Origin of the sequence: Micromonospora echinofusca (genome assembly GCF_900091445.1) — a bacterium.
GTDB classification, from domain to species: domain Bacteria; phylum Actinomycetota; class Actinomycetes; order Mycobacteriales; family Micromonosporaceae; genus Micromonospora; species Micromonospora echinofusca.
Genome location: NZ_LT607733.1, coordinates 1,576,196 through 1,596,066 on the forward strand (window position 1 = coordinate 1,576,196; position 19,871 = coordinate 1,596,066).

20 protein-coding genes are annotated in these 19,871 nt (G+C 71.8%); 11 read left to right on the forward strand and 9 right to left on the reverse strand.

Annotation, left to right across the window (positions count from 1 at the left end; genetic code table 11):
* Positions 1 to 67: 67 nt before the first annotated feature.
* The 9 genes from GA0070610_RS07270 to polA all read left to right on the forward strand — a co-directional run bounded on the left by GA0070610_RS07270 (position 68) and on the right by polA (position 10,516).
* Positions 68 to 1,228, forward strand: coding sequence for a branched-chain amino acid ABC transporter substrate-binding protein (locus tag GA0070610_RS07270; protein WP_088999309.1), 1,161 nt, complete (start codon positions 68 to 70; stop codon positions 1,226 to 1,228).
* 107 nt (positions 1,229 to 1,335) lie between these two features.
* Positions 1,336 to 2,286, forward strand: coding sequence for a branched-chain amino acid ABC transporter permease (locus GA0070610_RS07275; protein ID WP_088999310.1), 951 nt, complete (start codon positions 1,336 to 1,338; stop codon positions 2,284 to 2,286).
* Positions 2,283 to 3,392, forward strand: coding sequence for a branched-chain amino acid ABC transporter permease (locus tag GA0070610_RS07280; protein ID WP_088999311.1), 1,110 nt, complete (start codon positions 2,283 to 2,285; stop codon positions 3,390 to 3,392). Before GA0070610_RS07275 ends, GA0070610_RS07280 begins: the two co-directional genes overlap by 4 nt.
* Positions 3,385 to 4,230: an ABC transporter ATP-binding protein gene (locus GA0070610_RS07285; RefSeq protein WP_088999312.1), complete on the forward strand. Its 846-nt coding sequence runs from the start codon at positions 3,385 to 3,387 to the stop codon at positions 4,228 to 4,230. Before GA0070610_RS07280 ends, GA0070610_RS07285 begins: the two co-directional genes overlap by 8 nt.
* The gene (locus GA0070610_RS07290; protein WP_088999313.1) at positions 4,220 to 4,930 is read left to right on the forward strand and encodes an ABC transporter ATP-binding protein; all 711 of its coding nucleotides are present in this window, start codon (positions 4,220 to 4,222) and stop codon (positions 4,928 to 4,930) included. The genes GA0070610_RS07285 and GA0070610_RS07290 overlap by 11 nt, the downstream gene beginning before the upstream one ends.
* 33 nt (positions 4,931 to 4,963) lie before the next feature.
* Positions 4,964 to 5,875 (forward strand): ABC transporter substrate-binding protein, encoded by a 912-nt coding sequence (locus tag GA0070610_RS07295; RefSeq protein WP_088999314.1) that lies wholly within the window; start codon positions 4,964 to 4,966, stop codon positions 5,873 to 5,875.
* A 2-nt stretch (positions 5,876 to 5,877) separates the two neighbouring features.
* Positions 5,878 to 6,858 (forward strand): amino acid ABC transporter permease, encoded by a 981-nt coding sequence (locus tag GA0070610_RS07300; protein WP_088999315.1) that lies wholly within the window; start codon positions 5,878 to 5,880, stop codon positions 6,856 to 6,858.
* Positions 6,855 to 7,664, forward strand: a complete 810-nt coding sequence (locus GA0070610_RS07305) for an amino acid ABC transporter ATP-binding protein (protein ID WP_088999316.1) — start codon at positions 6,855 to 6,857, stop codon at positions 7,662 to 7,664. The genes GA0070610_RS07300 and GA0070610_RS07305 overlap by 4 nt, the downstream gene beginning before the upstream one ends.
* Before the next feature lie 152 nt (positions 7,665 to 7,816).
* The gene (gene polA / locus GA0070610_RS07310) at positions 7,817 to 10,516 is read left to right on the forward strand and encodes a DNA polymerase I (protein ID WP_088999317.1); all 2,700 of its coding nucleotides are present in this window, start codon (positions 7,817 to 7,819) and stop codon (positions 10,514 to 10,516) included.
* A 172-nt stretch (positions 10,517 to 10,688) separates the two neighbouring features.
* Here the strand turns inward: polA and GA0070610_RS07315 are convergent, their stop codons facing one another.
* From GA0070610_RS07315 to GA0070610_RS07340, 6 genes are read right to left on the reverse strand one after another with little or no spacing between them, the layout of a single operon-like run.
* Complete coding sequence (locus GA0070610_RS07315; RefSeq protein ID WP_088999318.1) at positions 10,689 to 11,054, reverse strand: MerR family transcriptional regulator; 366 nt, start codon at positions 11,052 to 11,054, stop codon at positions 10,689 to 10,691.
* Between the two features lie 47 nt (positions 11,055 to 11,101).
* Positions 11,102 to 11,851 carry an SDR family NAD(P)-dependent oxidoreductase gene (locus GA0070610_RS07320; protein WP_088999319.1) on the reverse strand — a complete coding sequence of 250 codons (750 nt, stop codon included), beginning with the start codon at positions 11,849 to 11,851 and terminating at the stop codon, positions 11,102 to 11,104.
* Between the two features lie 50 nt (positions 11,852 to 11,901).
* Positions 11,902 to 12,252 (reverse strand): DUF3140 domain-containing protein, encoded by a 351-nt coding sequence (locus tag GA0070610_RS07325; protein ID WP_088999320.1) that lies wholly within the window; start codon positions 12,250 to 12,252, stop codon positions 11,902 to 11,904.
* Positions 12,239 to 12,460 (reverse strand): hypervirulence associated TUDOR domain-containing protein, encoded by a 222-nt coding sequence (locus GA0070610_RS07330; protein ID WP_088999321.1) that lies wholly within the window; start codon positions 12,458 to 12,460, stop codon positions 12,239 to 12,241. Before GA0070610_RS07330 ends, GA0070610_RS07325 begins: the two co-directional genes overlap by 14 nt.
* A gap of 47 nt (positions 12,461 to 12,507) precedes the next feature.
* Entirely contained in the window at positions 12,508 to 13,110 is a 603-nt protein-coding gene (locus GA0070610_RS07335; protein ID WP_231925941.1) for a Uma2 family endonuclease, read from the reverse strand.
* Positions 13,111 to 13,166: 56 nt separating this feature from the next.
* Positions 13,167 to 13,970 (reverse strand): class I SAM-dependent methyltransferase, encoded by an 804-nt coding sequence (locus GA0070610_RS07340; protein WP_088999323.1) that lies wholly within the window; start codon positions 13,968 to 13,970, stop codon positions 13,167 to 13,169.
* A 296-nt stretch (positions 13,971 to 14,266) separates the two neighbouring features.
* On the opposite strand from GA0070610_RS07340, the gene rpsA reads away from it, so the two are divergent.
* Positions 14,267 to 15,862 carry a 30S ribosomal protein S1 gene (gene rpsA, locus GA0070610_RS07345; RefSeq protein WP_088999324.1) on the forward strand — a complete coding sequence of 532 codons (1,596 nt, stop codon included), beginning with the start codon at positions 14,267 to 14,269 and terminating at the stop codon, positions 15,860 to 15,862.
* 68 nt (positions 15,863 to 15,930) lie between these two features.
* On the opposite strand, the gene GA0070610_RS07350 is transcribed toward rpsA, so the two are convergent.
* Positions 15,931 to 16,566, reverse strand: coding sequence for a GyrI-like domain-containing protein (locus tag GA0070610_RS07350; protein ID WP_088999325.1), 636 nt, complete (start codon positions 16,564 to 16,566; stop codon positions 15,931 to 15,933).
* Positions 16,550 to 17,083 carry a PadR family transcriptional regulator gene (locus GA0070610_RS07355; protein WP_088999326.1) on the reverse strand — a complete coding sequence of 178 codons (534 nt, stop codon included), beginning with the start codon at positions 17,081 to 17,083 and terminating at the stop codon, positions 16,550 to 16,552. Before GA0070610_RS07355 ends, GA0070610_RS07350 begins: the two co-directional genes overlap by 17 nt.
* A 72-nt stretch (positions 17,084 to 17,155) precedes the next feature.
* Between GA0070610_RS07355 and coaE the strand changes: the two genes are divergently transcribed.
* Positions 17,156 to 18,337, forward strand: coding sequence for a dephospho-CoA kinase (gene coaE / locus GA0070610_RS07360; protein WP_088999327.1), 1,182 nt, complete (start codon positions 17,156 to 17,158; stop codon positions 18,335 to 18,337).
* A gap of 4 nt (positions 18,338 to 18,341) precedes the next feature.
* On the opposite strand, the gene GA0070610_RS07365 is transcribed toward coaE, so the two are convergent.
* Entirely contained in the window at positions 18,342 to 19,811 is a 1,470-nt protein-coding gene (locus tag GA0070610_RS07365) for a hypothetical protein (RefSeq protein ID WP_172896438.1), read from the reverse strand.
* Positions 19,812 to 19,871 lie beyond the last annotated feature (60 nt).

Consider the following 19,871-nt stretch of genomic DNA (forward strand, 5'->3'; position numbering starts at 1 on the left):
GTCCGCCCCCGCAAGGGCCAATCGGCAGCGGGTGGTTCGGACCATGGGACGGAGGAGGGTTCGGGCCTTGAGGCAGAAGCTCGCGCGCGTTATCGGTGGGGTCGCCATGCTGGCGCTCGTCGCCGGCGGCACCGCATGCTCCAGCGGTAGCGACGACACGGCGTCCGGTGGCGACGCCTGCGGCAACAAGATCGCGTTCTTCGGCGCGCTGACGGGTCCGTCGGCGGCGCTCGGCATCAACGAGAACAACGGCGTCAAGCTGGCGGTCGACAAGTACAACAAGGAGAACGCCGACTGCAAGGTCGAGCTGGTTGCCCTGGACTCGCAGGGCAGCCCGGACCAGGCGCCCGGTCTGGCGCAGAAGGCCATCGACGACGCGAAGATCCTCGGCATCGTCGGCCCGGCCTACTCGGGTGAGTCGGAGGCCGCCGGTCCGCTCTTCAACGAAGCCGGTCTGGTGACCATCACCCCGTCCGCCACGAACCCGACGCTCGCCAAGCAGGGCTGGAAGACGTTCTTCCGCGCGGTCGGCAACGACCTGAGCCAGGGCCCGGGGGCCGGCAACTACATCAAGAACGTGCTGAAGGCCGACAAGGTCTACGTCATCGACGACCAGTCCGCGTACGGCGCCGGCCTGGCCGACGAGGTCAAGAAGCTGCTCGGCCCGGCGGTCGTCGGCTCGGACAAGGTCCAGGGCGACGGCAAGCAGACCGAGTTCTCGGCGGTCGTCACCAAGGTCAAGGCCGCGAACGTCAACGCGATCTTCTACGGCGGCTACTACCAGGAGGCCGGCCTGATCCGCAAGCAGCTCACCGCTGCCGGGATCACCGCTCCGATGATCGCCGGCGACGGCGTGAACGACGCCGCGTACATCACCTCCGCTGGTGCGGCGGCGGCCGAGGGCACCATCCTCACCTGCCCGTGCCAGCCGGCCGCCGAGGCGCGCGGCACCTTCAAGGAGGAGTTCAAGGCGCTCAACGGCAGTGAGCCGGGCACCTACAGCGACACGGCCTACGACGCGGCGAACATCCTGCTCGCCGGCATCAAGGCTGGCAAGACCACCCGTGAGGGCCTGCTGGAGTTCGTGAAGGGCTACAGCGGCGAGGGCGTCGCGGCGACCTACAAGTTCGTCGAGGGCGGCGAGCTCGACCCCGCGCAGGTCAAGGTCTGGGCCTTCAAGGTCAAGGACGGCAAGGTCGTTCCGGACCAGGAGATCCCGAAGTCCTGACGCCGGTCGCTGCTACGGCGATTGAGTTGTGATCGCGGGTGCGGCCGGGAGCTCGCTCCCGGCCGCACCCCATTTTTCTCTCCAGACACTGATGGAGCGTCCCTCCCTTGAACTTCGACGGACTGTTCTCCAACTTCGGAGAACTCACCACGACCGGCCTGACGCAGGGCGCCATCTACGCCCTGGTCGCGCTGGGCTACACGCTGGTCTACGGCGTGCTGAAACTCATCAACTTCGCCCACTCCGAGGTCTTCATCGCCGGCGCGTTCTTCGCGATCTGGACCTGGAACTGGTTCGGTCTCGACCAGAACTCGCAGGTGAGCGGCGTCGGCTCGATCATTTTCTACCTTCTCGTGGCGATGGTCGTCGCGGCGATCGCCTCGGCGACCACCGCAACGGTCATCGAGCGGGTGGCGTACCGGCCGTTGCGTAAGCGCAACGCCCCGCCGCTGGCCTTCCTGATCACCGCGATCGGCGCGTCCATCGCCATCGCGGAGGCGTTCGGCATCTGGACCCGTCGCCGTCCCGAGGGCGCACCGTCGCTGGTCAGCTCCAAGCCGCTGTTCGAGATCTTCGGCGTGCCGATCGACGCCGTCCAGCTGCTGACCATCGGCGCCGCGCTGGTGATGATGGTCGCGCTGGACATGTTCATCAACCGCAGCCGGGTCGGCCGCGGCATCCGGGCGGTCGCCCAGGACGCCAACACCGCCGCGCTGATGGGCGTGAACAAGGACCGGATCATCATGATCGTCTTCATCGCCGGTGGCGCGATGGCCGGCGTCGCCGGTCTCCTCTACGACGTGCGGATCCAGACCCTCACCTACAGCGTCGGCTTCCTGCTCGGCCTGAAGGCCTTCACCGCGGCGGTGCTCGGCGGCATCGGCAACCTGCGCGGTGCGCTCGTCGGCGGCCTGCTGCTGGGCGTGGTGGAGAACTACGCCTCCGGCCTGTTCGGCACGCAGTGGAAGGACTTCGCCGCCTTCGCACTGCTGGTGGTGCTGCTGATGTTCCGGCCGACCGGTCTGCTGGGCGAGTCGCTGGGGAGGGCACGGGCATGACGACCGTATTGGACAAGGTGCGCTCCGGCCGCGAGGCGGTCGGCGAACGGTGGCACCACGCGCCGCGCTGGGTGCGCTGGGCGCTGCTGGCCGCGGTGATCGTGTTCTTCTACGCGCTGCCGAACAGGGAGTTCTACCAGTACCTCGGGCCGATCCCGACCCCCGGTGCGAACTTCACCCAGGTGATGTTCACCGTCTCGATCTACGTGCTGCTGGCCGTCGGCCTGAACATCGTGGTCGGCTTCGCCGGCCTGCTCGACCTCGGCTACTTCGGCTTCTTCGCCGTGGGCGCGTACACCGTGGCCGTGCTGACGTCGCCGAGCAGCAACCTCAAGACGCTGTGGCCGTGGCTGCTGGCGGTGCCGGTGGCGATCGCCCTGACGATGGTCTCCGGCGTGATGCTCGGTACGCCGACCCTGCGGCTGCGGGGCGACTACCTGGCGCTGGTGACGCTCGGCTTCGCCGAGATGATCCGGATCGGGGCGGTCAGCTCGGAGTTCCTCCGGGGCCAGCGCGGCTTCAACCAGATCCCGCACCCGCCCGGCGAGTTCGCCGACGGCAAGCCGGTCTTCGGCGTGCTCGACGCCCGGCCGTACTACTGGCTCGTGCTCACGCTGATCATCCTGGTGGTGATCGGGGTACGGAACCTGACCCACAGTCGGGTCGGTCGGGCCTGGATCTCCATCCGGGAGGACGAGGACGCCGCGCAGCTCATGGGCGTGCCGACGTTCAAGTTCAAGCTGTGGGCGTTCGCCGCGGGTGCCGCGATCGCCGGCCTGGCCGGCGCGCTCTTCGCGGGTAAGCAGAACTTCGTCAACTCGCAGAACTTCGAGCTGCTGAACTCGATCATCATCCTGGCCGCGGTCATCTTCGGCGGCTCGGGCAACATCGTCGGCGCGATCGTCGGCGGTGGCCTGGTGGCGTACATGATCGAGCGGTTCCGCGGCATCGAGCTGTTCGGCATCGAGCTGTACGAGTACCGGTTCCTGTTCTTCGGCCTGGTGCTGGTGGTCATGATGATCTTCCGGCCGGAGGGTCTGATCCCCAACCGACGACGTGCGGCGGAGTTCAAGGATCGTCGCAAGGAGGTGACCGTCGGTGAGTGACACCGAGCTGACGCCGACCGTTCCGGCGCAGGCCGGCGCGCCGGCAGTGGAGGCGGTGCCCACCCGGGAGCCGCTGCTGGAGGTCGACAACGTCACGCTGCGCTTCGGCGGCGTGGTCGCCCTGAACCAGGTGGACTTCACCCTCTACAAGGGCGAGATCCTCGGTCTGATCGGCCCGAACGGCGCCGGCAAGACCACCTGCTTCAACGCCATGACCGGCATCTACCAGCCCACCGAGGGTGAGATCCGGTTCCGCGGTCAGAAGATCAGCGGCAAGAAGCGGCACCACATCACCAAGATGGGCATGGCGCGGACGTTCCAGAACATCCGCCTCTTCCCGGAGATGACCGCACTGGAGAACGTCCAGGTCGGTGCCGACGCGCACCACAAGACCAGCGTCGTCTCCGCGCTGTTCCGCCTGCCGCGGCACTGGAAGGAGGAGCGCGAGGGCCGGGAGAAGGCCGAGCGCCTGCTCGAGTTCGTCGGCATCCGCAAGCGGATGCACGAGTTCGCCCGCAACCTCTCCTACGGCGAGCAGCGGCGGCTGGAGATCGCCCGCGCGCTGGCCACCGACCCCGTGCTGCTCTGCCTGGACGAGCCGGCCGCCGGCTTCAACCCGGCGGAGAAGGAGGAACTGCTCCAGCTCATCCGGCAGATCCGGGACACCGGCGTGACCGTGCTGCTCATCGAGCACGACATGCGCCTCGTCATGGGGGTCACCGACCGGATCGTGGTGCTGGAGTTCGGAAAGAAGATCGCCGACGGGCTGCCCGCCGAGGTGCGGGAGAACCCGAAGGTGATCGCGGCGTACCTGGGGGTGCCGGACGATGCTGCTTGAGATCGACGATGTGAGCCTGCTCTACGGGCGGATCCAGGCGCTGCACGGCATCAGCCTGACGGTGGACGAGGGCGAGATCGTCGCCCTCATCGGCGCCAACGGCGCCGGCAAGTCGACCACGATGCGGGCGATCTCCGGGATCCGGCCGGTCGCCAGCGGCAGCATCCGGTTCAACGGCGAGGACATCACGAAGCTCCGGGCGGACCTGCGGGTCCGGCGGGGGCTGTGCCAGGCCCCCGAGGGCCGGGGGATCTTCCCGGGCATGACGGTGCTGGAGAACCTGGACATGGGCGCGTACACCCGGCGTGACCGGGCCGGCATCGCCCAGGACCTCGACCGGGTGCTGGGGCTCTTCCCGCGCCTGGCCGAGCGGCGCAGGCAGCAGGGCGGCACCCTCTCCGGCGGCGAGCAGCAGATGCTGGCCGTCGGGCGGGCGCTGATGAGCCGGCCGAAGCTGCTGCTGCTCGACGAGCCCTCGATGGGTCTGGCCCCGATGCTGATCCAGCAGATCTTCGACATCATCGTCGAGATCAACCAGCAGGGCACCACCGTCCTGCTGGTGGAGCAGAACGCCCAGCAGGCGCTGGCCCGCGCCCACCGGGCGTACGTGCTGGAGACCGGCCGGATCGTCAAGAGCGGCACCGGCGCCGAGCTGCTGCACGACCCGGCGGTCAAAGAGGCCTACCTCGGCGTGGCCTGACCGGCCGTCACCCCTCATCGCAAGGAGTACCCCATGTTCCTCATCAGTGGTGGCCGCCGGGCCGCCCTCGGCGTCACCGGCGCCGCGCTGCTCGCCCTCTCGCTGGCCGGCTGCGGCGAGAAGGAGAACACCGAGCAGCCCGGCGCCGGCCCGAGCGTCACCGCCGCCGCCGACTCGGCGCTGGCCGCGAAGGTGCCCGACGCCATCAAGGCCGACGGTGTGATCAAGGTCGGCACCGACTCGACGTACGCCCCGGCGGAGTTCCTCGACGCCGACGGCAAGACGGTCGTCGGCTTCGACATCGAGCTGTTCAACGCGGTCGCGCAGAAGCTCGGCCTCAAGGCCGAGTACGAGTCGGCGCCGTTCGACGCGATCCTGCCGGGCGTCGACTCGGGCAAGTACGAGGTCGGCGTCTCGTCGTTCACCATCAACGCCGACCGGATGAAGACCGTCAACATGGTCAGTTACTACTCGGCCGGCACCCAGTGGGCGACCAAGGCCGGCAACCCGGCCAAGGTCGACACCGAGAACGCCTGCGGCAAGAAGATCGCCGTGCAGGTCGGCACCGTGCAGCTCGACGACATCACCGCCCGGTCGAAGAAGTGCACCGACGCCGGCAAGCCGGCCATCACCATCGACCAGTACCAGGCGCAGAGCGACGCCACCGCCGCGGTGGTCAGCGGCAAGGACGACGCCATGCTGGCCGACTCCCCGGTCGGGGCGTACGCGGTGAAGCAGAGCAACGGCCAGCTGGAGCTGCTCGGCGACATCTACGAGTCGGCCCCGTACGGCTACGCGGTGAAGAAGGACCAGGCCGCGTTCGCCGAGGTGCTCAAGGAGGCCGTCGCGGCGGTCATCGCCGACGGCACGTACGAGGGCGCGCTGAAGAAGTGGGGCGTCGAGGGCGGCGCCATCACGACCCCGGCACTGAACCCGACCAGCTGACCATGTCGGTCGAGACGGACACACCCGAGCGGGCACGGCCGGAACCCATCCGCGCCGTGCCCGTGCGGCATCCCGGGCGCTGGGTCGCCGTCGCCGTGATCGGGGTGCTGGTGGCCATGTTCGTGCACCTGCTGGTGACGAACAAGGCGTTCAACTGGTCGTTCATGGTCGACGAGATGTTCCGCCCGCCGATCATGGCGGGGGTACGCGGCAGCATCGCGCTGCTGCTGACCGCCATGCTGATCGGCATCGGGCTGGGCGTCGTCATCGCCATCATGCGGCTGTCGGAGAACCCGATCCTGCGCGGCGTCGCCTGGGCGTACACCTGGTTCTTCCGGGCGGTGCCCCGGCTGGTGCTGGCGATCCTCTTCGGCAACCTGGGCATCCTCTGGGCGCGCATCGAGTTCGGCCTGCCCTTCGACCGGCAGATCGGCGCCCTGTTCGGGGTCGACGACTTTGAGGCGCGGCTGTTCGGCTTCTCGGCGGTGGACATCCTGACCGGTTTCGTCGCCGGCATGTTGGCGCTGGGCCTGTCCGAGGCCGCCTACATGGCGGAGATCGTCCGGGCCGGCATCCAGTCGGTCGACGAGGGCCAGACGGAGGCCGCCCAGGCGCTGGGCATGCGGCGAGGGCAGATCCTGCGCCGCATCGTGCTGCCGCAGGCCATGCGGGTGATCGTCCCGCCGACCGGCAACGAGACCATCGCGATGCTCAAGGACACCTCGCTGGTGGCCTTCGTGCCGGTCTCGATGGAGCTGTTCTTCCAGCTCAGGGCCGTGGGCAGCCGTACCTTCCAGGTCTTTCCGATGCTGGTCGCGGCGACCATCTGGTACCTGCTGCTGACCAGCGTGCTGCTGGTCGGGCAGTACTACCTGGAGCGGCACTTCTCCAAGGGCGTCGGGCGCAGCGGACGGGCCAGGACCAGGCTGCGGGCGATCACGGCGGAGAGCGGCGGCACGACCGGGAAGGCGGGCGGCGCATGACCGAGCTGACAGTGCCGGCGCAGGCCGGCGGGCCCGCGACGGGGCCCGGGCCGATGGTCCGGGCCGAGCAGGTGCACAAGTCGTTCGGGTCGATCGAGGTGCTCAAGGGCATCGACCTGGAGGTGCGCAGCGGCGAGGTGTGCTGCCTGCTGGGCCCCTCGGGCTCCGGCAAGTCGACGTTCCTGCGCTGCATCAACCACCTGGAAAAGATCAACGCCGGCCGCATCTGGGTGGACGGCGACCTGATCGGTTACCGCGAGCGCGGCGGCAAGCTGCACGAGATGCGCGAGTCCGACGTCGCCGCCCAGCGCCGGGCGATCGGCATGGTGTTCCAGCGGTTCAACCTCTTCCCGCACATGACCGCCCTGCAGAACGTCGCCGAGGCGCCGGTGCTGCTGGGCCGGGAGAAGAAGGCCGCCGCCCGGGACCGGGCCGCCGCGCTGCTGGAGCGGGTGGGGCTGGGCGACAAGCTCGGCAACTACCCGAGCCAGCTCTCCGGCGGCCAGCAGCAGCGGGTGGCGATCGCCCGGGCGCTGGCGATGCGGCCGAAGCTGATGCTCTTCGACGAGCCGACCAGCGCGCTCGACCCCGAGCTGGTCGGCGAGGTGCTCGACGTGATGAAGGACCTGGCCCGCGACGGCATGACGATGATCGTCGTCACCCACGAGATCGGCTTCGCCCGCGAGGTCGGCGACTCGCTGGTCTTCATGGACGGCGGCGTCGTGGTCGAGTCCGGGGTGCCCCGCGAGGTGATCGCCAACCCCCGGCACGACCGGACGAAGGCGTTCCTGGCCAAGGTGCTCTGAGGCGGGATGCCGGCGCGGCCCCGCCCGGGCCGCGCCGGCATCCCGTGCCGGTGACGTCCGTGGCGGTCGCGCCGCGTGCCGGTGGCATCCGTCGCGTGTCGCGTCCGTGCCGGTGTCCGGGAGTGTCGGAGCGGGCGACTAGAGTCGCTGCCGTGACAGCTACGACGCCGCGCCTGCTTCTCGTCGACGGACATTCCATGGCATACCGGGCGTTCTTCGCCCTGCCGGTGGAGAACTTCTCCACCACGACGGGGCAGCCGACCAACGCGGTCTACGGCTTCACGTCCATGCTGATCAACGTGCTGCGCGACGAGCAGCCGACGCACATCGTGGTCGCCTTCGACGTCTCCCGCCGCTCCTTCCGCACGGAGAAGTACGCGGAGTACAAGGCCGGCCGCAGCGAGACCCCGACCGACTTCAAGGGCCAGGTGAGCCTGGTCAAGGAGGTCCTCGCGGCGCTGCGCATCCCGGTGGTGGAGAAGGAGGGCTTCGAGGCCGACGACATCATCGCCACCCTCGCCTGCCAGGCCCGCGACCAGGGCATGTCGGTGCTGATCAGCAGCGGCGACCGGGACGCGTTCCAGCTCGTCGGCGACCGGATCACGGTGCTCTACCCGCGCAAGGGCGTCTCCGACCTGGCCCGGATGGACCCGGCGGCGATCGAGGCGAAGTACGGCGTCCCCCCGGAGCGCTACCGCGACCTGGCCGCCCTGGTGGGCGAGACCAGCGACAACCTGCCCGGCGTGCCCGGTGTCGGCCCGAAGACCGCCGCGAAGTGGATCACCACGTACGGCGGGGTCGACGGGGTCGTCGCGCGGGCCGACGAGATCAAGGGCAAGGCCGGCGACAGCCTGCGCGAGCGGCTCGCCGACGTGATCCGCAACTACGAGATCAACTGCCTCGTCTCCGACGTGGAGCTGCCGCTGCGCCCCGAGGAGACGCGCTGGGAGGGATGGGACCGCGAGGCCGTCCACCAGGTCTTCGACACCCTCGAGTTCCGCATCCTGCGGGACCGGCTCTACCAGTACCTGGAGGCGGTGGAGCCGGAGGCCGAGTCCGGGTTCGACCTGACCGGCGAGGTGCTCACCGAGCCCGGCGCGCTCGCCGGGTGGCTGGAGACGCACGCGCCGGCCGACACCCCGGTGGGCGTGGCGGCGAAGTTCGACACCGGCCCCAACCGCCGGCACACCGCCTCGGTGACCGGGCTTGCGCTGGCCACCGCCGGCGGCGCGGCGGCCTGGGTCGACCCCGCCACCCTGGAGCCGACCGACGAGGCGGCCCTGGCGGCCTGGCTGGCCGACGCCGGGCGGCCCAAGGTGCTGCACGACAGCAAGCCGGCGGTGCTGGCGTTCGCCGCGCACGGCTGGAGCCTGGAGGGCATCCTGCGCGACACGCAGATCGCCGCCTACCTGGCCCGCCCCGACCAGCGCTCCTACGACCTGACCGACCTGGCCCTGCGCTACCTGCACCGCGAGCTGCGGGTCGACGCCCCGGAGACCGGCCAGCTCACCCTCGAGGGGCTCGGTAACGACGCCGAGGCGGAGCAGAACCTCATGCTCCAGGCCCGCGCCACCCTCGACCTGGCCGACGCGATCGACGCCGAGCTGTCCCGCGACGGCGAGCAGTCGGCGCGGCTGATGGCCGGGGTGGAGCTGCCGCTGATGCGGGTGCTCGCCGGCATGGAGCGCACCGGCATCGCCGCCGACACGCACTACCTCTCCGAGCTGGAGGCACACTTCGCCGCCGAGGTGAAGGCCGCCGCCCAGGGGGCGTACGAGGCGGTCGGCCGGGAGTTCAACCTCGGTTCGCCGAAGCAGTTGCAGGAGATCCTCTTCGGCGAGCTGGGCCTGCCCAAGACCAAGAAGATCAAGACCGGCTACACCACCGACGCCGACGCCCTCCAGTGGCTCCACGCGCAGAACCCGCACCCGGTGCTGGCCCACCTGCTGCGCCACCGCGACGTGGCGAAGCTGAAGACGACCGTCGACGGGCTGCTCAAGTCGGTCTCCGACGACGGCCGCATCCACACCACCTTCAACCAGACGGTGGCGGCCACCGGACGGCTCTCCTCGACCGAGCCCAACCTGCAGAACATCCCGATCCGCACCGAGGAGGGCCGCCGCATCCGGCGGGCCTTCGTGGTGGGGGAGGGCTACGACTGCCTGCTGACCGCCGACTACAGCCAGATCGAGATGCGGATCATGGCGCACCTGTCGTCGGACGAGGCGCTCATCGAGGCGTTCAACTCCGGCGCCGACTTCCACGCCGCCACCGCCTCGTCGGTCTTCGGGGTGCCGGTGGACGAGGTCACCGCCGACCAGCGGCGCAAGATCAAGGCGATGAACTACGGCTTGGCGTACGGGCTGAGCGCGTTCGGCCTCTCCCAGCAGCTCGGGATCACCGCCGAGGAGGCGCGCGGGCTGATGGAGAACTACTTCGCCGGGTTCGGCGGGGTGCGCGACTACCTCCAGGAGGTCGTCGCCCGCGCCCGCCACGACGGCTACACCTCGACCATCCTGGGCCGCCGCCGCTACCTGCCCGACCTGGTCAGCGACAACCGGCAGCGCCGGGAGATGGCCGAGCGGATGGCGCTCAACGCCCCCATCCAGGGCTCGGCGGCCGACATCATCAAGGTCGCCATGCTGCACGTCGACACCGCCCTGCGGGAGGCGGGCCTGCGCTCGCGGATGCTGCTCCAGGTGCACGACGAGCTGGTGTTCGAGGTCGCCCCCGGCGAACGGGAGACCCTGGAGGCGCTGGTGCGGCGGGAGATGGGCGCGGCGCACCCGCTGTCGGTGCCGCTGGAGGTCTCCGTCGGCGAGGGGCGCGACTGGAACAGCGCCGACCACTGACGGGCACCGTCCCGCCGCGCGTCGGCACCCGGCCCTGCCCGGGGAGGGCGGCAGGGCCGGCGTCGCCCGTCGAACCGCGCGGAACGGACGTGGTCGGGGTAGGACGGCCGGGCCCGCGTCGCCCGTCGAACCACGCGGGACGGACGTGATCGGGGCAAGGTCCGCGTCGTGGTCAGCCGTTTGGGACAGCCGTGCCCGCCGCGCGCAGGGCAGCCGCCAGCCGGTCGCGTACCGCCGTCTGCGCCGCGATGCGGGCGTCGAGCACCGCGAGCCGGTCCAGGGCGACCCGGACGCCGGCCGGTGCGGGCGCGGCGGCGGCCACGTCGCCGTCGAGGCAGGGCAGGAACGTCCGTACGTCGTCGAGCGTCAGGCCGGCGGCCAGCAGGTGGCGGATGTTGCGCACCCGGCCGACCGACCGCGCGTCGTAGACGCGGTAGCCGTTGTGGGCCCGCCGGGAGTCGATCAGACCGTGCCGCTCGTAGTGCCGCAGCGCGCGCGGCGTGGCGCCGGTGGCCGCCGCCAGCTCGCCGATCAGCATGGTCCGCACCTCCGGGCACCGTTCTACCAGTGCGGCGCGCGGCGCCGTCACGCGATCACGGCGCCGCCGTCGACCGGCAGCACGATGCCGGTGACGAAGCCGGCCGCCGGGTCGGCGAGGTGCAGGATCGCCCACGCCACCTCCGCGGGGCGGCCGACGCGTCCCAGCGGCGTGCGCGCCACCTGCCACCGGCGTACCTCGGCACGCTGCTGCGGCGTCAGCCCCTGGTGAACGCCGATCGGGGTGTCGACGGCGCCGGGCGCGACCGCCACCACCCTGATCCCGTGCGGCGCGAGTTCCACCGCCCAGCTGCGGGTCAGCGAGTCCAGGGCGGACTTTCCCGCCGCGTACAGCGAACTGCCCGGCCAGGCGCGCGACCCGACCGACGTGGTGACGTTGACGATGACGCCTCGGCTGTCGGTCAGCGCCGGCACCGCCGCCCGGGCGAGTTGGATCGGCGCGACCAGGTTCGTCGCCAGGTGGCGCTCGACTGTGTCCGCGACGAGGGAACCGAGCGGACCGCCGCCGGCGACGCCCGCGTTGTTGACCAGGACGTCGAGGCGGCCGTGCCGCTCGGTGGCGGCGCCGACGATCAGCTCCGCCGCGCCGGGGGCGGTGACGTCGGCGACCAGCGGTTCGATGCCGGGGTGACCGGCGGCGGTCTCCGCCAGGGGCGCGGCCCGTCGTCCCACCGCGACGACGCGCGACCCCTGGGCGCTGAACTCACGGGCGGTGGCCCGTCCGATCCCGGTACCCGCACCGGTGACGACGACGATCCTACGCTGCGCTCGACTCATGGGGCGGATCGTCCGACCCTGCCGTCAGTGGCAGGGTCAAGCGGGCGAGCTCAGCGCTTCAGGGGGTCGTGCCCCCAGTTCATCAGCGACCAGCGCCACTTCGTGTCCCGGACGTCGCCGGAGGGGCGTTGCGCCATGTGCCGGCGGACGTAGCCGACGACCTTGCGCATGTGCCGGTAGTCGCCCTCGGAGAGCTCGGCGCGCTTACGCCGCAGCAGGTTGATGATCTTCCGGCCGGACTCGTGCCCGACCGACTCGCCGCCGCCGGAGCGCCCACCCTTGTGCCAGCCGACCTGCTTCGACTCGTCGGTCTCCAGCCACTTCGACAGCTCGACCGGCTTCATGTTCACCGCCTCGGTGAACTCCCGGTAGGTGTCGCGGCCCTCGTCACCCCTGCTCATGGCGCAGCACCTCCGGTCGGTGTGCGACGTCCCGCCCCGGGTCGTCGTTGCGGATCCGGTACTGCGGGTCGTCCGGGGACGCGTTTACGGCGTGCCCGCGCACGTGCGTGCGTTCGGTGATCTTCTCCTTGACCACGCCGTACGCCCGGCCGCTGTGGCTGGCCCAGGAGACGTGGTCGCCCTCGCGGAACTCGCTCTGCTCGGCCATGCCGCGCGGGTACCCGGCGTCGATGGGCCGAAACGACGCCCCGCGGGCTACGGCGTGATGTCGGCGATCGGCAGCTTGATCTCGAATGGTTCGACCAGCTCGATCAGCTCCGCGCTGTCGGCGATCAGTTCGTACTGTCGCTCGCCGCCCGGCCCGAGCCGATCGCCCCGCCGGTAGGCGTAGAGGTGGATGGGGTCCTGTTCGATCCGCCAGTAGAAGGGGATGCCTGCGGCGGCGTACTCGCCGGGCTTGGCGAACCGGTCGGTGCGGCGGGTGCCGGGCGACACCACCTCGACCGCGAGGATGACGTCGTCCGGCATGAGCAGCGACCGGTCGGCGGTCACCTCCGTCCGGCACAGCAGCACGTCCGGCTGCCGGCTGGTGTTCGCATTGAGGGCCACGCCGACGGCCTGTGTGGCACGCAGGTGTGCGGGGCAGTGGGTTCGCAGCCACAGCCAGAGCAGGCTGGAAATGTCCTGGTGGCCCAGGGTGGGGGAGGGTGTCACCTGGATGACTCCGTCGACGAGTTCGACGCGGGGGGCGTCGTCCGGCAGGCCGAGCAGGTCCTCCAGCGTGTAGTCGGCACGCTGCTGCCGCATCGGGTCCGGACACCAGGGACCAGGTGGTGTCGCGATCGGCTCGGCGCTCACCGGCTCAGCGTAACCCCGCGGCCCGCCTCGAACGTCGCACCGACTGTCCGGCTCGCTCAGGCGGGCTTCTCCGCGACGAAGATGGCGGTGCCGGGGAACAGCCGGCCGCGCAGCGGACTCCACTGCCCCCAGATCTCCTCGTGCCCCTCGGGCCACTCCGGCTCCACGAGGTCGACCAGGCGGAACCCGGCGCCCACCAACTCGCGGACCCGGTCGCCGAGCGTGCGGTGCTGCTCGACGTAGGTGGCATCGCCGGTCTCGTCCTGCTCGACGTAGGGGGAGCGGTCGAAGTACGAGTGCACGGCGGTCAGCCCGCCCTCGCCGGGATCGTCGAGGAAGATCCACCGCATCGGGTGGGTCACCGAGAACACCCACCGGCCGCTGGGGCGCAGCACCCGGAACACCTCGCGCATGACCGCCGCCGAGTCGGCCACGAAGGGGATCGCCCCGAACGCGGTGCAGGCGGTGTCGAACGCGGCGTCGGCGAAGGGCAGGGCCAGCGCGTCGGCCTGCACCAGCGGCACGCGTACGCCGGTGCGCGCGGCCGCCAGCGCGGCGTGCCGCAGCATCCCGGCGGACAGGTCGAGGGCGACCGGCCGGGCGCCGCGGGTGGCGAGCCACCGCGCGGCGGCGGCGGCCCCGCAGCCGAGTTCCAGCACCCGCCGCCCGGACAGCTCACCCAGCAGCCGTACGTCGGCCTCCCGCACGCCCTCGGGGCACCAGACGAAGTCCAGGTCGCCGAGGAACCGGCCGTGCTCGGCCTGGTAGTCGTCGGCGTCGGCGTCCCACCAGCGGCGGTTCGCGCGGCGGGCCTCGGCGTCGCCGACCCGGCGCCGGGTCACCCGGCTGTCGTCATCCACGCGCCCACGCTAGCCCCGGGGGACCCGCGCGCCGGCCCACCCCCGCGGTGCGTGGCGTGGCGTGCGGCGCTACCGTTCACCCTGATGCTCCTGTGACGGACGCTACATCTGCGACGCCTTCCTACCGATATCTCCGCTTTCGCAGCTGACGAGGCGACGAGAGGGCGGGAGGCCTTGCACGCTGTGGTAATACAGCGGGTAGGCTAGACGATGCGCTCGCGGATCGTGTGCCTCGGCAGGGAGCAGGTGCGCGGTCTCCGGGACCACTGGCGGAGCCACATCCATGATCTCACGCGATGATCTTTCGGTGTGCCCGGCGACGGATCCGCTGGCGCGAACAGGTCACCGCGACACACCAGCCTGCTGTGACACACCATCCGACCGGAGCAACCGCCCACATGACGAGCAGCATCGAGGCCCCCTCGAGCGCCACCCGGGTCACTCACGACGATCTCGGTTCCGAGGAGGCTTTCCTCGCCGCGATCGACGAGACCATCAAGTACTTCAACGACGGCGACATTGTCGAAGGCACCGTCGTCAAGGTCGATCGGGACGAGGTCCTGCTCGACATCGGCTACAAGACCGAGGGCGTCATCCCCTCTCGGGAGTTGTCGATCAAGCACGACGTGGACCCGGCCGAGGTCGTTTCGGTTGGTGACCACATCGAGGCCCTGGTCCTCCAGAAGGAGGACAAGGAGGGTCGTCTGATCCTCTCCAAGAAGCGGGCGCAGTACGAGCGGGCCTGGGGCACCATCGAGAAGATCAAGGACGAGGACGGCGTCGTCCGCGGCTCGGTCATCGAGGTGGTCAAGGGTGGCCTCATCCTCGACATCGGGCTGCGCGGCTTCCTGCCCGCGTCCCTGGTCGAGATGCGTCGGGTGCGTGACCTGCAGCCGTACGTCGGCCGCGAGCTCGAAGCCAAGATCATCGAGCTGGACAAGAACCGCAACAACGTGGTCCTGTCCCGCCGGGCCTGGCTGGAGCAGACGCAGTCCGAGGTGCGCACCGAGTTCCTCAACAAGCTCCAGAAGGGCCAGGTCCGCAAGGGCGTCGTGTCCTCGATCGTCAACTTCGGCGCGTTCGTCGACCTGGGCGGCGTGGACGGCCTGGTGCACGTCTCCGAGCTGTCCTGGAAGCACATCGACCACCCGTCCGAGGTCGTCGAGGTGGGCCAGGAGGTCGAGGTCGAGGTCCTGGACGTCGACCTGGACCGCGAGCGGGTCTCGCTGTCGCTGAAGGCGACCCAGGAGGACCCGTGGCGTCAGTTCGCCCGCACCCACGCGATCCAGCAGATCGTGCCGGGTAAGGTCACCAAGCTGGTGCCGTTCGGCGCCTTCGTCCGGGTGGACGACGGCATCGAGGGCCTGGTCCACATCTCCGAGCTGGCCGAGCGCCACGTGGAGATCCCGGAGCAGGTCGTCCAGGTCGGCTCCGAGGTCATGGTCAAGGTCATCGACATCGACCTGGAGCGCCGCCGGATCTCGCTGTCGCTCAAGCAGGCCAACGAGGGCTTCGTCGAGGGCGAGGAGCACTTCGACCCGACCCTCTACGGCATGGCCGCGACGTACGACGCCGAGGGCAACTACATCTACCCGGAGGGCTTCGACCCGGAGACGGGCGAGTGGCTCGAGGGGTACGACAAGCAGCGCGAGACCTGGGAGAACCAGTACGCCGAGGCGCGTCAGCGCTGGGAGGCCCACACCAAGCAGGTGCAGACCTCCCGGGCCGCCGACGCCGAGGCCGCTGCCAACCCGGCTCCGGCCGTCACCGGTGGTGGCACCACCACCTCGACCAGCGCGGCCCCGAGCCGCCAGGCCGAGGAGCCGGCCGGCACCCTGGCCACCGACGAGGCGCTCGCCGCTCTGCGGGAGAAGCTCGCCGGCGGCAAGTGACCCGCTGAACGACGACGGGCCCCGTCCCCGCGATCGCGAGATCGCCGGGGGCGGGGCCTCCGTCGTTCCTACGCACCCGGCGGCGCGGCGTCGGCGACCGGCTGTCTCAGGATGGTGCGTCGCCTCTCGGGGGCGACCCTGCGGAAGTCGCTGAGGTAGATCTCGTGGTGCCGGCCGACCATCCGCAGCCCGTTGCCCGGGACGAACTCGTCGTGCAGGCGCGCCAGCACCTCGGCCTCGTCGTCGAACGAACCGACGTGCAGCGTCTGCACGCACCGACCCTCGGACAGCGTCTCCAGCCGGACGTCGTCGAGACGCGACGGGCGGTTGCGGGCCCCGGCCTGCGCCACGGCGGCGGTGAACAGGTCCCGGCCGATCCAGTCCGGCGTCATGATCATCAACGTCCAGCTCCATCGTGACTTGTCGCGGGCGGTGGTGAAGGACGCCATCTCCTCGGCCCACCACAGGCCCTCCAGGGGCGGTACGACGTAGTCGCGTCCGAGGTCGCGTCCGCCGGTGAACTTCAGCTTGTAGGCCACGGGGTAGAGGGCCTCGACGGCGTCGGTGAACGCCGGCGAGGTGTTCGGGTCGCCGTGGCCGTCGATCATCAGGTACCGCGTGTCGGGCACGTCCACGACCCGGAACCGGCCCCGTTCGGCCCGGTACGTGTCGAGGGACTTCTTGAAGTCAGTCTTGTCCGTCATCGGGCACCTGGGCTCGGGCGGCGAGCCACTGCCTTTCCGCCTCCAGGAGGCTCAGTGAGTACGAGAACACCTCGTGCGCCGGTCGCGGGAGGGGGGCCTGCGCCTGCTGCGCCGCCCGGATCGCCCCGATGCGGGCCTCGACCCCCGCCAGCCGGGTACGCAGCGCCACCGCGTACTCCCGGTCGGAGAGCAGGGGCAGGTTGGCGAGGCCGGCGAGCAGCGGATGCCGGACCGGCTGCGGCTGCGCGACGAGGGCCAGCGCGGTGCGCGCCGCGACCTGTCGGCCCTCGGCGGTGGCGTGGAAGACGCGGCGGGACTTCGCGGTGGCGGGAGCCTCGGGAGCGTGGACCAGGCCGCGCTTCTCCAGCTTGCCGAGCAGGTAGTAGATCGAGGAGAACCCGACGTCGGTCCACTGCCGGATGCCGCGTTGCGCGATGACCTGCTCCAGGTCGTAGCCGTGCCGTGCGCGCTCGACGATCAGGCCCAGCACGGTCAGCTCGGCGGGGGTCAGCTCCACGCTCCTATCCTAATACTGGAATAGGGTGCCCCGGTGCCCACGGCACCGGGGTGATCCGGTTGACTGGTGCCCGTGTTGAAGGTGGGACTGACCGGAGGCATCGGGTCGGGCAAGAGCGCCGTGGCGAGGCGCCTGGCGGAACGCGGCGCGGTGGTGATCGACTCCGACCGCCTGGCCCGGGAGGTGGTCGCGCCGGGCACGGAAGGGCTGGCCGAGATCGTCGCGGCCTTCTCCGACCGGGTCCTCGACGCCGACGGCGCCCTCGACCGGGCGGCGCTGGGCGCGCTGGTGTTCGCCGACGAGACGGCGCGCCGCCGCCTGGAGGCGATCACCCATCCCCGCGTACGGGCCCGCTCCGCCGAGCTGGCCGCCGCGGCGGGGCCCGACGCGATCGTGGTCAACGACGTGCCGCTGCTGGTGGAGGTGGGGCTCGCCCCCTCGTACCACCTGGTGGTCGTGGTGCAGACGGAGGTGGCCACCCGACTCGCGCGGCTGGCCCGCGACCGGGGGATGGACCGGGCGGAGGCCGAGCGGCGGATCGCCGCGCAGGCCGACGACGCGCGGCGCCGGGCCGCGGCGGACGTGCTGCTGACCAACGACGGCAGCCTCGCCGACCTGCACGCGGCGGTCGACGCGCTGTGGCACGAGCGGCTGCGGCCCTACGAGGCGAACCTGCGCGAGCGGCGGGCGGCCACCTCGGAGCACGTCGTCCTGACGGAGGCCGACCCGACCTGGCCGCAGCAGTACGCGCGGCTGGCCGCCCGGATCCGGCACGCGGTCGCCCCCGCCGACCCGCGCATCGACCACATCGGCTCGACCGCGGTCCCGGGACTCGCCGCCAAGGACGTGATCGACATCCAGCTCACCGTCCCGACCCTCGCCGACGCGGACGGGCCGCTGGCCGAACGACTCGCGGCGGCGGGTTTCCCGCGCCTGCCCGGCGACTGGTGGGACAACCCCCGCCCGCCCGGCAGCGCCCGCTGGGAGAAGCGGCTGCACGCCAGCGCCGACCCCGGCCGCCCCGTGCACCTGCACGTCCGCCCGGTGGACTCGCCCGGCTGGCGGTACGCGCTGCTGATGCGCGACCACCTGCGTGCCGACCCGGACCAGCGGTCGGCCTACCTGACGCTGAAGCGGGAGCTGGCGGCCTCCGCCCCCGACAGCGCCACCTGGACCACCGCGAAGGACCCGTGGTTCGACGAGGAGCACCTGCGCGCCGAGCAGTGGGCGGCGCAGACGGGCTGGCGTCCCTGACCGGTCAGCGGCCCCCGACCGGGGGCCGGGGCGCCGGCACGAGCCGGGGCACCGGGTCGGGCGTCAGGTCGAGCTGGGCCCACGCGCCGACGCGGGTACGCCGCTCCAGGCGGCGTAGCTCGCCGGAACGGTCGATCCAGTAGCGCAGCGGCCCCCGCGCCGTTCGCAGCTCGACCACGTCGACGGTCCTCCCGGCGACGGTGTCGCCGCGGATCCGACGGGGGGCCTCCCGTCCGCCAGGCCCGGCGGCCCGCAGGGCCGCGTCGAGCAGCAGCCCCAGCTCGCCCGCGCGGCGCGGGTCGGCGCGCCACCCCTCGGCGGGCGGCGGCAGCGGCGGCCGGCCGGGCGACTCCACGCCGCCCGGGACGGTCGTGGCCGGCACGTCCGCGCGGCTGGCGCCGGTGCCGTCCACGCGCAGCAGCGTCCGGCGATCCGGCACGCCGAGGTCGGCGACGGCCACGTACGCGGTCCGCGTGCCCCAGCTCACCCAGCCGGCACCGCGCAGGTTGGTGACGGTGGCGACGGGCGCGGTCAGGGTCACGGCGGCGCCCCCGCGGGCCCGCAGCCGGGCGGGCAACCGGTCGAGCCGGCCCCGTTCGGCGGTGCTCAGCGCCCGGGGCTGCCCCGGCCGCCCGCCGAGGGCGTCGACGGGCCGCAGCGTCGGCCGGTCCGCCCGGTTGAGCTGCACGGTCACCGGTCCGGCGCCGGCCAGCACGGTCTCCAGCCGGTGCAGCCGGGCGTCGTGGTCGAGCCAGTAGCGCGGGTGCCCGTCCGGCGACGGGGGCGGGGCCGACGCGCCGGGACCGGGCGGCGGCGCCTGGAGGATGTCGACCGGCGCCGCCCCGACGCTGGCGCCACCGACGCGGCGCGCCGCGTCGGCCGGCGGGTCCGGGCGGTCGGTGGCGAGGCGGAAGACCAGGTCGAGCACGGCGGCCAGCCACCGCCCGGCGGACGGGTCGTGCAGCCGCCAGCGCTCCGTCGGCGGCACAAGCGGGGGCGGCGCGGGGGTCGGCACCGCCGTCGGGTCGGGCCGCAGCAGGGCCACCGTCGGGGTGGCCTGGAGCAGCCCGCGCTCGGCGCCCGCGCCGGGCCCGCCGACGTCGAGGTAGACCATCGGCCGCGACCAGTCGACCCAGCCGACGAGTTCGGTACGCGCCCCGCCGGCGCCCGCCGTCACGCGCACCCCGGCCCGCAGGTCCCGGTAGTTGGTGACCCGCATCGCGGCCAGCCGCTCGCGTTCGTCGGCGGTCAGCGCCCGCGGCTGTTCCGCCCGCTCGGGTGCCCAGGTCAGCAGCCCCACCACCAGCGCGGCGGCGGAGAGCACGGCCACGGCCGCGAGCACCAGCAGGACGGTACGCCGACGGCCGGTCACCACCCGTGGGACGCCGCCGGTGTGGGCGTCGTCGTGCGGCGGGGTGGCCGGTGGCGGGTGCGTCGGGCCGGGACGGGCGGTCCGGTCGGCGGAGGTCTCCATGGGAGGTTGAACGCGATTCGCCCCGGTGGGGTGACGAGCAGGGGCGCTCGCGGCGGCCGG

Coding starts and splice junctions, on each gene's coding strand:
- GA0070610_RS07280 (WP_088999311.1), top strand. CDS start 2,283: ATGACGACCGTATTGGACAAGGTGCGCTCCGGCCGCGAGGCGGTCGGC.
- GA0070610_RS07350 (WP_088999325.1), bottom strand. CDS start 16,566: ATGACGGACAAGACTGACTTCAAGAAGTCCCTCGACACGTACCGGGCC.
- rpsA (WP_088999324.1), top strand. CDS start 14,267: ATGATCTTTCGGTGTGCCCGGCGACGGATCCGCTGGCGCGAACAGGTC.
- GA0070610_RS07330 (WP_088999321.1), bottom strand. CDS start 12,460: ATGGCCGAGCAGAGCGAGTTCCGCGAGGGCGACCACGTCTCCTGGGCC.
- GA0070610_RS07315 (WP_088999318.1), bottom strand. CDS start 11,054: ATGCTGATCGGCGAGCTGGCGGCGGCCACCGGCGCCACGCCGCGCGCG.
- GA0070610_RS07325 (WP_088999320.1), bottom strand. CDS start 12,252: ATGAGCAGGGGTGACGAGGGCCGCGACACCTACCGGGAGTTCACCGAG.
- GA0070610_RS07290 (WP_088999313.1), top strand. CDS start 4,220: ATGCTGCTTGAGATCGACGATGTGAGCCTGCTCTACGGGCGGATCCAG.
- GA0070610_RS07320 (WP_088999319.1), bottom strand. CDS start 11,851: ATGAGTCGAGCGCAGCGTAGGATCGTCGTCGTCACCGGTGCGGGTACC.
- GA0070610_RS07300 (WP_088999315.1), top strand. CDS start 5,878: ATGTCGGTCGAGACGGACACACCCGAGCGGGCACGGCCGGAACCCATC.
- GA0070610_RS07295 (WP_088999314.1), top strand. CDS start 4,964: ATGTTCCTCATCAGTGGTGGCCGCCGGGCCGCCCTCGGCGTCACCGGC.
- GA0070610_RS07305 (WP_088999316.1), top strand. CDS start 6,855: ATGACCGAGCTGACAGTGCCGGCGCAGGCCGGCGGGCCCGCGACGGGG.
- GA0070610_RS07365 (WP_172896438.1), bottom strand. CDS start 19,811: ATGGAGACCTCCGCCGACCGGACCGCCCGTCCCGGCCCGACGCACCCG.